This window comes from Paraglaciecola sp. QJM3NY_14 (genome assembly GCF_056173245.1).
In genome coordinates this window covers 1824876-1836952 of record NZ_CM149664.1, presented here as the reverse complement: position 1 = coordinate 1836952, position 12077 = coordinate 1824876, and the positions used below count along the sequence as shown (strand labels likewise).

Here is a 12077-nt window from a genome sequence, read left to right as displayed (position 1 = left end):
TTAGGTAAAAAGATCGCTTTGCTTATCTTTCATCCCTTTGGCATGAAGGTATGCCGTCCCTTGTTTGGTTCTGTGAGCTGTTGGCCCATCAAGCACGTCGATTACAGTTGGAACAGAGTAACCTTTTACTTTTACCTCTCCTATTTCATCTAATTCCCTATGAATTTGTAATACACACCTAATCGTTGTGCCTGCATGAAAGTTGAGTCCATCAATAAAAATAGAATCTCTGAACTTATTATCGGTCAAGCTAAAACTAATGGATTGCTCTTCATAAACGCCTTTCCACTTATAATTACCGTCTTTTAGCACAGGTGATATGATTTCAATTTCAGCAGATTCGACTTCTTGTACTTTTAGTTTGTTCGAACTTAGGATGAATTTTTGGAAGTCTAAACGTGAGAGCTTTACTTCGTCTCTCAATCTCCGCTCACGGTAGAAAGCATTTAAACTAACAAACGAAACTTTTGGATAATTGCTTAAGAGAGAATAAAAGTTAGACTTTCTCTTGGTGATTTTAAGGTTTTTAGATAGTTTGTTCGCCATTGCCTCAGCTATTTCTAGCTTTTCAACTTCAGAAGCTGCCTTCATATCCTTAAGTCGCAACTTTAGTTCTTGAATTTGAAGCTCTTCTAATGTTTTTTTACGTTGGTCATCTTCTGGTGTGTAATTGAAATAAACAGTCGTTACAACACCAATGGCAACCAACAAAACTTGCAATTGTTGAGAGTTATCTCCCAATGCCTTCCAAAATTCTTTAAATCCACCTTCTTCTGGTGGTTCAGCAACTAACCTTAAGTTAATATCAAAAACTGATGCGGCTTCATACGCAATTGCTAGTAACTCTGATTCACACTTATTTCTTAATAAAGCATCAATGTCATGAGATGCGTCAGAGAAATAGTAGTGCAATTCCAATCTGTTGTCTTTTCCTACTTCCATGTTTATTCCTTAAAACTTAATAAGTTAAGTATAATGCCATAAGTAACTGCTCAATTGGAGACTGGTCATTTAACCAGCACTAGTTGCTGGTATTCCACTATGAAACTTAAAGTCTTCATCAGGAGACGAAATTAAATCAGCTTCTACTTTTCCAAAATAAGCCACTCTTTCAGAAATATCATGACCAGCTATTTCTTCGGCTAATGTTAGATAATCTTGATAATGGCGCGCTTCAGAGCGTAATAGAGAGATATAAAAATCGCCTAAAGGCTTGTCTAAAAATGGCGCTATTTTAGCAAAACGCTCACAAGAGCGCGCTTCAATGTAAGCACCGCAAATTAGCTTGTCGATGAGGGCATCAGGCTCGTGGGTTTTAACATGACGTAAAAGCCCTTTTGCGTAACGACTCGATTCAATTTTGTCATACTCGATATCGTAGCGATTCATCATCTCGAGGACTTGATAAAAATGGTGCAACTCTTCGCGAATGAGCATCACCATTTTATCCACTAAATCTTGGCCGTAGCGACTACCTGTTCTAACCAGCATAGATTTATCTAACTTTAACTTTTCAAGCTCTTGCCAATCGCCAATTTGACGATAAGCAAAATCCTCATAAGGCTTTAACCAAGCCAATAAAGCTTTTGCACTGTCGGCATCTACCGCATAACGACGAATTAAAAACATCGCGCTTTGCGCTGCCTTTAACTCACAGATCAGGTGATCCGTCAGCAATACCGCTAGATTTTCTTTTTTAACGGCTGCGGTGACCCACTCGTCTGGGGTGTCGCATTTCAAAAACGCTTTGATGGGGGCTAATAGGTTTTCCAAGCAGCAAACAACCTTACATAATTTTTGTGAATAAATACCGCAGCATATACAACTGACACGCTCGGGAAATTGGCGCGCAGTACTATACCATAAGCGGTGTGATGATGAGCCGCGCAGCTTACAATTTATCGATGATCCACTCTATCAGTAAGCTGAGGCTATTGATTACTGTTCACATCTTTTACTTACTAACGCTAATAGAACGCCTGAATAACAGAATGCTCGCAATAAAAAATGCAGATCCCAAACCGAGAATTTTTAGCATTTCAGGTAATACGATCATCATGTTCGCTCCTCTAAAAACCACCGCTTGAGCGAATGCCATGTAATGGCGTGAAGGCAGTAACCACGTCACTGGCTGGATCACCTCAGGTTGACTTTCAATGGGCGTTAACCCGCCGGACAACATCATGATGGGTATGATGACCATCAGCAGTAATAAGGCGAACTGTGCCATGGTACGTGCAATTGTCCCTAGAAAAATCCCTATCGCCGCAGCTGCCAGCAAGTACAATGCCGTGCCACCAAAGAGTAAGAATCGAGAGCCTGCAATGGGCACGTCCAAAATCCATTCCACTACAAAAAAAGTAGACAGCATAAACGACACCAAGATGATAAGACCGTTTGCCCAGACTTTTGACATCACAATTTGAAAAGAGGTCAATGGCATCACCAGTAAATGTTCAATAGTGCCGTGCTCTCTTTCGCGCAGCAACGCTGCCCCAGTTAAGATAATAGTCAGCATAGATATCTGATTAAGCAGTGCATTAATTGCCCCAAACCACATTCCCGTGCCGTTAGGATTAAACGCTCTGCGTTGCACCAATTCAACAGGATATTCGGTGTCTTCATCAGCGCGAGTGATATAGTGATTTACCTCATCGGTCACGATATTTTGAATATAGGTATTGCCTAAACTGGCTTGAGTGACTGCCGTGGCATCAATATTGATTTGCACACTGGGTCGTTCGCCTTTTCTTACATCGCGTTCAAAATTGGGCGGAATACTAACGACAAACATATAGGTATCGCTGTCCATCGCATCGTCAATTTCGGATGCTGAAATGAGGATTGGCACTTTAAAATAAGGTGGGTATAACGCATTCGCTATGGCGCGAGACAACGCAGAGTGGTCTTCATCGACGATTGCCACAGAGGCATTATTCACTGATTCGCTTGTGGCTGTTGATTGTGCGTATATTGCCAAACTAAATGAGTAAATAATGAGTAGAAGCATGACGAAATCACTCAATACACTGCGCAATTCCTTTAGCCCTAACCAGTAAATATTTATCCATGCTCTCATCAACTAGGCCTCCTGCTTTTTAAGAAACAACGCAGTCACCACCACAAAAACGGGCCCAAAAATAGCGAGAACATATATATCATTCATCAACTGCCACACACTTAGTCCCTTGGTAAATGCAGCAACGCTCAGGTGCATGTAATAGGTGGCTGGCCATAACGTACCAATAATATACCCTCCCCCCTCCAGAGTAGAAGTAGGTTGGATCATGCCGGAAAACATCACGGTAGGCATTAGGGTTAAAATGGCCGTAGCAAACACCGCAGCCACTTGCGTGTTGGTGATTGAGGAAACCAATAAACCAAAGCCCGTTGCTGCAAAGACATAAAAGAAGGCGCCGAGCATCAACCCCGTCACACTTCCAGTTAGTGGCACTTTGAGCAGGTAGACCACCAGCAGGGTTAAGGTCACAAAATTAATCATACCGATAACGATATAAGGCAGCTGTTTACCCAATAAAAACTCAAAACGCGTGGTCGGCGTAACAAAGAAATTGGTTATTGTGCCAATCTCCTTTTCCCGCGCCATACTGACAGCCATCAATATGGCAGGAAACAATAACAACAACATGGCTGGGGTTTTAGGCCCCATAGAAAAAATCGTTTCAAAGGTCGGGTTATAACGGTACCTAGGTTGAAGGTCTACATTCGCGTAATCGTCTATGTCATAACCTTGCTCAGCAAAGAGCTGGGTTAAATACGCAACATGCACACCCGACACATAACCTTCAATGGTACCCGCCCGCGTGGTATTCGCGCCGTCAATCCAAGCAGAAACAGAGGGTGTTTCACCTCTAATCAGGGTGCGACCAAAACCAGAAGGAATTTCCAGCGCCAGGGTAATTTCATTCGACTGCATACGTCTTTGCAGATCATCTTCACTTTGAATACTCGGCTTTTTAATAAAATACCTCGAGCCCTCAAAATGGCTCAGGTACTCGCGACTTTGGGGGGTACGGTCATTGTCATATGCCGCGTAGGTCAAATCCTCTACATCAAGAGATATACCATAGGAAACCACGAGCAACAGCAATGCACTACCGATAAAAGCAAATGTTAAGCGCACTGGGTCGCGCATCACTTCCATGATTTCACGGTAGCTAAAAGCGAGCACACGTTTAAGACTGAAAACACTATCTGTTGCGGTATTTTTCGTATTTGCGGCCTCATCTGATGCCCCCTCTAGCGGCTCCAGTAGCGACGCCGAGGGTTTAGAAGGAATGTTGGTCAAGGGCACGTTCGGTTCTTCGTTCTCAGGTGCTTCTTTTTCCCCAATGGCTTCCTCTAAATAGCCAATGAAGGCTTCTTCTAATGTAGACGCGTGTTTGGCGGCAACAAGGTGCTTAGGCTCGTCATACACTAATACCTTTCCAGCATGCATAAGCGATATGCGATCGCACCTTAGGGCCTCATTCATAAAATGAGTTGATATAAAAATAGTGACTTTATCTCTGCGTGATAATTCCACTAATAAACGCCAAAATACATCCCGAGCAACAGGATCTACCCCCGAGGTCGGCTCGTCTAGAATGAGCATTTCAGGCTCATGAATAACGGCAACAGCAAGTGAAAGACGTTGACGGATCCCAAGGGGCAATGATTGGGCTTTGGTATGCAACTGCGATTGTAAATCAAACCGTGTTACCAGTGTACGAATCCTCTGTGCTGTTTTCTCTTTGGATATATGGAACAAACGAGCATGTAATAATAAGTTTTCATACACTGTCAGCTCGGTGTACAAAGAAAACGCTTGGGACATAAACCCCACCCTCATGCGGGTCAGCATATCACTCGCGTCAACTTCTTTACCAAACAGAAACGCTTTGCCTGAGGATATTGGCAATAAACCCGTAAGCATTTTCATGGTCGTGGTTTTTCCACATCCATTGGAGCCTAAAAAACCGAAAATCTCTCCTGCTTTTATTTCAAAGCTAACATCATCCACGGCCACAAAGTCGTCAAACTTGCGGGTGATACCCTTGGCGATAATCGCGGGTTTTTCGGTTGATACTTCAAGTGGAGGAATAACGAGCTTTTGTGTATTTCCTCGTTTTTCTGGTGGGAGTAACGCCACAAAGGCACTTTCGAGATCATCAGTGCCGGTAGAGGTTTTTAAAGCTTGTGGTTTACCAGAAGCAAGAACTTTGCCCGCATCCATAGCAACAAGCCAATCGAATTCTTCCGCTTCATCCATATACGCGGTGGACACAACAACACTCATTTGATGCCTTTGTGAGCGAATTTGCGCAATAAGTTGCCAAAACTGACGTCGAGATAAGGGGTCGACCCCAGTCGTTGGTTCATCGAGGATCAGCAGGTCTGGATCGTGAATAAGAGAGCAGCACAACCCTAGTTTCTGCTTCATACCACCGGATAATTTCCCTGCTGGACGGTGCAAAAAGGATTCAAGTCCGGTGGCTTTAGTGAGCTGCGTGATGCGTAAAGCGCGCTCTTGCGATGTTTGACCAAATAACTTAGCAAAAAAATCCAAGTTTTCTTCTACGCTCAAATCAGCGTATAGGTTTTTTCCAAGACCTTGGGGCAAATACGCGATTTTAGGGCCGACCTTTTTACGGTGGACTGATGAGCGCATGTCTCCATTTAATACCTGCAATTGGCCGTCTTGTAATTTTCGGGCCCCAGAAATAAGCCCTAATAATGTCGACTTTCCGACGCCGTCGGGCCCGAGAAGTCCCACCATCATGCCGGCAGGAATATCCAACGTGATGTCATTTAGCGCTTGTACATCGCCATACTTATGATTGATTCCCTGCAAGCTTGCAAGCAAAGGCGCAGAATCTGACGTTGCCATTAGCGAGCGCTATTATCGTTAGATGCGGTTTCTTTAGGTAATTTCTGTAAAAACGCTGGCCAGTCAGCCAAAGGCTCATTGTCCAGCGTATTAAGTCGAATGTAAGCCACTCCCCTTACCCCAGTTTTTACCTTTTCGATATGCTTCAGCACAAGCGCTTGTGGGATGCGAACTTTGATCCGAAACATCAGCTTTTCACGTTCAGTCGCCGTTTCCACTTGCTTAGGGGTGAATTGTGACTCTGGCGATACATAGCTCACGGTTGCAGGAATGGCGATATCAAGCACATCCAATTTGACGCGCGCCTCGGCCCCCATTTCCACACGATGAGCTTGCGCTGTAGGCAAAAATATCTCCATATATACATCGGAAAGGTTAATCAAAGTTATCACAGTACCACCGCTGCCAAGGACTTCACCAGGCTCAGCTAACCGATAAAGTACCCGGCCAATGCTAGGGGAAACAAGCGTGGCATCATCAATTTGTGTTTGTATTTCTTCCACTACCGCTTTGGCTGCATCCACGCTGCGCAATTGCGATACTTTTAACGCTTCAGCGGCTTCAACGTTGGCAACAGCCACTGCCACATTACTTTCGCGGGTATCTAGGGTTTCCTTACTGATATTATTTTGCTTAATAAGCTGCTTTGCTCTGGCTAGCTCTTGTTCAGCTAGTCGCTTTTCTGCCTTGGCTTGAGCAATTCCAGCATTGGCTGATGCCACTTGGCTTTGCGCAGCGGCCACGTCGGCCTCATAGCGCAGAAGCTGAGCGTGTAACTGCTTGGTATCGATTTTTGCAATCGTTTGCCCCTGTTGTACTAAGTCGCCTTCCTGAGCATAAATTGCCTCTACTCGCCCGGCAATCTTAGTAGATACATCAACTTGAACGGCTTCAACACGTCCATTCCCTAAAGCAAACCCAACGATTGCATCAGAAGAATTAAAGTAATGCCAAGCGAAATAGCCAGCAGCAATAACGGCCAATAGTAAAATAAGTGAGAGTAACTTTTTCAAGGTGCTATCCAATGTTGATGTTTAAAACATTTCGCAAATCGTACCCTACATATTACGCCAATGAGGTAGCAAGAAAATGACACGAATCAACTTGAAGACAGATTTTTAGAGGTAACTACCAACGCAATGAAAAAGCGCAGGATACAAAACAGATCGTCAGGCTCGTTGAGAAACCACGCTAAGACATATCAAATCTAACAAAACGGCTAATACTAAGGTAGAAAACGAAAACTGTTGACGAATTAACCAACCTACAACAGAATGAACGTTAATTAGTTGTAAATTCATTGTTAATAACAAAAGAGCGAGTAACTATATGATTTTGAATCACCTGTGGGGGTTGTATGCCCATCCTAAAGAAGAATGGCACAGCATTGATGACCGTCACGAAACCTATTTTTACAGCTTAAGTCACATCGCCCTAATATCTCTTATTCCCGCTTTAATGACCTACTACTCTACCGCGTATTTGGGTTGGAGCATTGGTGTTGGCGACACAATCAAACTCACTAAAGAAAGCGCTGCTATTATGAGCGCCGGTACCTACTTAGGCTTAGTGGTCGGCGTTCTAGCCTTATCTGTGCTAATTCACGAGCTGGCCAAAGCGTTCGACTCGACACCCACTTATACCCAGTCACTTGAACTCGCAGCTTACACGGCAACCCCGTTGTTTATGGTAGGTTTTGCGGCATTTTACCCTGTTTTATGGTTTGTCATGATGATCGGTTTAGTGGGCCTCACCTACTCGGTGTATTTACTTTACACCGGCACGCCTATTCTTATGCACATCCCTGAAGAGAAAGGCTTTATTTATGCGAGCTCTGTGGTGACCTGTGGTCTGGTACTATTAACTATTTTGATGGCTGCGTCCGTTATCTTGTGGAGCATGGGCATGGGGCCAGTCTTTACTGGTTAAATGTTTATTGGGTAAGTGTTTACTGGATAAGACTTTATAGAATCAGTATTGACCGCATTAGCGACTGTCCGCAAAAAGATATGCAAACAGCAGATACAAAAAAGCGCTGAATAACAGCGCTTTTTTTATGTTTTAAGAACACAATTTTCGTTTAGTCTTCCTGCATATTGTGCATTTCAAGGTTGCTTAGCTCAGTTTGAATGCCAGCGTTTTTAGCCCCCTCATTACGCAATGTATCAATACGCTCCAAGTAATGTTGATCTACATCACCTGTAATATAGTTTCCATCAAAGACCGATGTTTCAAAGCGATTAATAACTGGATTAAGTTCAGTCACCGCTTCAACTAAGTCGCTGATGTCTTGGAATATCAAACCATCGGCTCGGATCAAATCGCTAATTTCCTCAATCTCACGACCATATGCAATCAATTCGTTCACCGAAGGCATGTCGATACCGTACACATTAGGGAAACGAATTTCAGGCGCCGCCGACGCAAAATACACTTTCTTCGCGCCAGACTCACGCGCCATATCGATGATCTGCTCTGAAGTAGTGCCACGCACAATCGAGTCATCCACCAGCAATACATTTTTACCGGCAAACTCAGAGGGAATGGCATTCAATTTACGACGTACCGATTTACGACGCATGGTTTGTCCAGGCATGATAAAGGTGCGACCAATATAACGATTTTTCACAAAACCTTGGCGGTATGGCAGGTTCAACTCAAGTGAAATCTGTAGGGCGACATCAGTTGATGTTTCTGGGATAGGAATGACAACGTCTATATCCAAATCTGCCCACTCTCGAGCGATTTTCTGACCTAGCTTACGACCCATATTAACGCGTGACGCATAAACCGAAATACCATCGATAAAAGAATCTGGGCGGGCAAAATAAACGAATTCGAAAATACAAGGAGCATTAATTGCCCCATGCGCACATTGTTGGGTGTGCAATTCGCCGCTTTCGGTCACATAAATAGCTTCACCTGGCGCCACATCACGGATAAACGTAAAACCCACGGCATCCAATGCAACACTTTCAGAGGCCACCATGTATTCGTCGCCAAATTCAGTTTTGCGTTTGCCCAGAGCCAAAGGACGAATGCCAAATGGGTCTCTAAAAGCCAGCATGCCGTTACCTATGATTGCAGCAACAACAGCGTATGCACCACGCACTTTTTTGTGCACTGTGGTCACCGCTTTGAATACTTCTTCTGGGGTTAGGCTTAACCCTTCACAGTTGTGAAGTTCATGCGCAATAATATTGAGCAATAATTCGGAGTCAGACGTGGTGTTAATATGGCGTTTAGCAATCCGGAATACGTCATCTTTTAGCTCATGTGCATTGGTTAAATTACCATTGTGGGCAAAGGCAATACCAAAAGGTGAGTTAACGTAGAAAGGTTGCGCCTCTGCAGAGCTAGAACTGCCGGCTGTAGGATAACGTACATGACCAATACCAAACTGACCTGTGAGTCGCTTCATATGACGCGTGTGGAAAACATCGCGCACTAACCCATTGTCTTTACGCAGGTGAAACACACCCTCGTCTATGGTGACAATCCCTGCTGCATCTTGCCCCCGATGTTGCAATACAGTCAGCCCGTCATACAAGGACTGGTTTACTGGACTTTTACCTACGATTCCGACAATACCACACATGTGAGTTACCTTTTTAAACGGGTTTGTTAAATGGGTTTGATGAAGCTTGAGTTACCTTGCAAATATTGAAAGAACCACTCTATCACTAAGCTGAATTCTGGAATAAGTAATGATGTTTTCCATCCATCGGCATCAGCCAACGGGGTAAACGTATCGAGAAAAAAGAGTAAAGCACTGACGATCAAAACGCCACGTAGCACACCAAATACTGCACCAAGTGCACGATCGGTGCCTGACAAGCCTGTGTAGTGCACTAGCTGCGAAATCAAGTAATTGAGTAATCCGCCAAGGATCAAAGTCGCCACAAACAAAATAGCAATCGCCACGCCGTTGCGAATAGTTTGATCATCAATGCTAGTTAGGTAGGTCGCCAAGTCCGCATAAAAACGACTGGCAATAAAGAAGGCGCAAAACCAGACAGCGAGTGAGATTGCTTCTTTAACAAACCCACGTACTAAACTGATAACGGTGGAGAGCAGAATGACGCCGATGATGGCGTAGTCTATCCAGTTCATAAAAATTGATAAATCCGCTGGTGATGCATAACGTGGATCAAAAACCTAATCTTCACGCCATAACACTAAATTCGCGCGCATATTAGCAAAACTCATGACTAAAATCTTGCTAATTTTAGTATTAATAGCAATCCATATTACTGGACGGTGAATGGGGTAATTCGCCCTTTTAATTTTGTTAACTCGGTCAGTTCGCCGAGGGACTTTTCTAAACGAGTCTTTTGCAAATCAGGCCCCACAAACACTTTAGTTAACTTGCCACTACTGGTTTGAACCGGTCGGGTAAAAGCGCGATAGCCAGCTTTTTCTAACTTCTCAAGTAATTCCTGCACATTTTTTTTGTGCCTAAACGTCCCCAACTGAACAACCCAGCCGGCTCCTTCAAGTAAAGCCTTTTCGTAAGCGTGCGTGCTCGATGCTGTAACGGGCTTTGTCTGTGGCTCTGAATTTTGCACGGGTGCTGTATTGGCTAATTGAGCAGCCACATCAGCGTCTTCCTGACCTTTGATATCGCTTTCTTGTACTGCTGCATTGCCAGACGTGTTGTCGTCGATAGCATTGTCTTCAACTATTTCAATGTCTCTTGAGGTAAGACTGGCAACATCCTCAGTAGAAAAACTGCCTGGACGTTGCACGGTTTTCACCGCTGGACGTTCTGGTAATTCAACAAACAGTTCTTTTTCGCTTTGGGTTTTACCGCCCAATAAATCCGGCAAAAAAATAACAGCGATAGCCACAATAATCACCGTACCAATTAATCGATTTTTTAGCGCAGAGGTCACTCGTTATTTCCTTTATTTGATAGCTTAAGAATGTCTGATACAGTAAAAAACGAACCGAATACAACAATCAAGTCTTGCTCTCGCGCTAAAGCCTTCGCTTTTTCAAACGCCTGGCAAACCGTGTAAAATTCTAGCACTTTTTGTTGCTCGTCTAACACTGATTTAATATCCGCAGCGGCAGCACCTCTTGGCACATCTAAGCCGCCCAACATCCAGTGCGCATTTAAGTTTGAAAAATCCGCTAGACTCGAGCGAATATCTTTGTCTTTCAGCATACCCACAACTAAGTAAAGCCTGTCGTAATCAAGCTTACGTATTTGCGAAAGTAAATAACCCGTGGCATGAGGATTATGGGCGACATCCACCATAATGGCAGGAGAATATCCGATATACTGACATCGACCAGGTAGTCTGGTGTCAGTGATCACATTAGCCAAATCCCCTTCACTTAAGTCCAGCTTTAGGAGTTGGATCACCTGCAAGCCAGTAGACACGTTTTGTGCAGGAATATGCGGAATGGGTAATTGCGCGTAACTAAGCTGATGATTGCTCCACACCATATAATCATCTGCTAGCTGATAATCAAAATCCACATGCTGCCAAGATGCCAGTGCGCTGTGCTGAGAAACAGCATCAAGCAAAGCTTGGTATTTCACAGGCTCACCCACCACCACGGGTATATTGTCACGCATGATGCCGGCTTTTTCTGCAGCCACTAGTTCTTTGGTATCACCTAGGAAATCTTGATGGTCCAAATCGATACTGGTGATCACTGCAATGTCAGGCGACACCACGTTCACGGCATCCAAACGCCCGCCTAAGCCCACTTCAAGTAACGCGATATCCACATTGGCATCGTGTACAAGTTTAAGACCTGCTAGGGTACCAAACTCAAAATACGTAAGAGGAATATCCCCCCTAGCGCGCTCGACGGCTTGAAACGCTCGGCAGTGGGCTTGCTCACTCCCATCGATACCGTTAATGCGCACTCGTTCAGTGTACTGAATCAGATGAGGTGAGCTATAAACTCCAACCCTTTTACCTGCTGCCAAGCAGGCTTGTTCAAGAAATGCGCAGGTGGTGCCTTTACCGTTAGTACCGGCAACAGTGACCACGGTTTGCTTTGAAAAAGAGATATTGAGTTGCTCAAAGACCTTGTTCACTCGCTCAAGGCCCATTTCGATATTCTTAGGATGTAATGCGCTGAGGTGGTCAAGCCACTCATTTAAAGACCAGGCCTCAAAACTAGAGGCCTGTATAGAAGATAAATTTGTCATTTAGGTGCTGAAATT

General features: G+C 44.2%; 10 protein-coding genes. 1 reads left to right on the top strand and 9 read right to left on the bottom strand.

Annotation, left to right across the window (positions count from 1 at the left end):
• From AC0VYA_RS07900 to AC0VYA_RS07880, 5 genes are all read right to left on the bottom strand, one after another.
• Positions 1–942 (bottom strand): hypothetical protein, encoded by a 942-nt coding sequence (locus tag AC0VYA_RS07900; RefSeq protein ID WP_475490627.1) that lies wholly within the window; start codon positions 940–942, stop codon positions 1–3.
• Between the two features lie 69 nt (positions 943–1011).
• Positions 1012–1773, bottom strand: coding sequence for a tRNA isopentenyl-2-thiomethyl-A-37 hydroxylase MiaE (gene miaE / locus AC0VYA_RS07895; RefSeq protein WP_475490626.1), 762 nt, complete (start codon positions 1771–1773; stop codon positions 1012–1014).
• A gap of 181 nt (positions 1774–1954) precedes the next feature.
• Positions 1955–3079 carry an ABC transporter permease gene (locus AC0VYA_RS07890; protein ID WP_475490625.1) on the bottom strand — a complete coding sequence of 375 codons (1125 nt, stop codon included), beginning with the start codon at positions 3077–3079 and terminating at the stop codon, positions 1955–1957.
• A gap of 3 nt (positions 3080–3082) precedes the next feature.
• Complete coding sequence (rbbA, locus tag AC0VYA_RS07885) at positions 3083–5890, bottom strand: ribosome-associated ATPase/putative transporter RbbA (protein WP_475490624.1); 2808 nt, start codon at positions 5888–5890, stop codon at positions 3083–3085.
• Positions 5890–6903, bottom strand: coding sequence for an HlyD family secretion protein (locus AC0VYA_RS07880; protein ID WP_475490623.1), 1014 nt, complete (start codon positions 6901–6903; stop codon positions 5890–5892). The genes rbbA and AC0VYA_RS07880 overlap by 1 nt, the downstream gene beginning before the upstream one ends.
• A gap of 316 nt (positions 6904–7219) precedes the next feature.
• Here AC0VYA_RS07880 and AC0VYA_RS07875 point away from each other — a divergent pair, with 316 nt between their 5' ends.
• Positions 7220–7819 (top strand): Yip1 family protein, encoded by a 600-nt coding sequence (locus tag AC0VYA_RS07875; protein ID WP_011574441.1) that lies wholly within the window; start codon positions 7220–7222, stop codon positions 7817–7819.
• Positions 7820–7970: 151 nt separating this feature from the next.
• Here the strand turns inward: AC0VYA_RS07875 and purF are convergent, their stop codons facing one another.
• From purF to folC, 4 genes are all read right to left on the bottom strand, one after another.
• On the bottom strand, positions 7971–9488 hold the full coding sequence (gene purF, locus AC0VYA_RS07870) for an amidophosphoribosyltransferase (RefSeq protein WP_473479830.1): 1518 nt from the start codon (positions 9486–9488) through the stop codon (positions 7971–7973).
• A gap of 26 nt (positions 9489–9514) precedes the next feature.
• Complete coding sequence (locus AC0VYA_RS07865) at positions 9515–10003, bottom strand: CvpA family protein (RefSeq protein ID WP_011574439.1); 489 nt, start codon at positions 10001–10003, stop codon at positions 9515–9517.
• Positions 10004–10140: 137 nt separating this feature from the next.
• On the bottom strand, positions 10141–10785 hold the full coding sequence (locus tag AC0VYA_RS07860) for an SPOR domain-containing protein (protein WP_475490622.1): 645 nt from the start codon (positions 10783–10785) through the stop codon (positions 10141–10143).
• Positions 10782–12062 carry a bifunctional tetrahydrofolate synthase/dihydrofolate synthase gene (gene folC, locus AC0VYA_RS07855; protein WP_475490621.1) on the bottom strand — a complete coding sequence of 427 codons (1281 nt, stop codon included), beginning with the start codon at positions 12060–12062 and terminating at the stop codon, positions 10782–10784. The genes AC0VYA_RS07860 and folC overlap by 4 nt, the downstream gene beginning before the upstream one ends.
• Positions 12063–12077 lie beyond the last annotated feature (15 nt).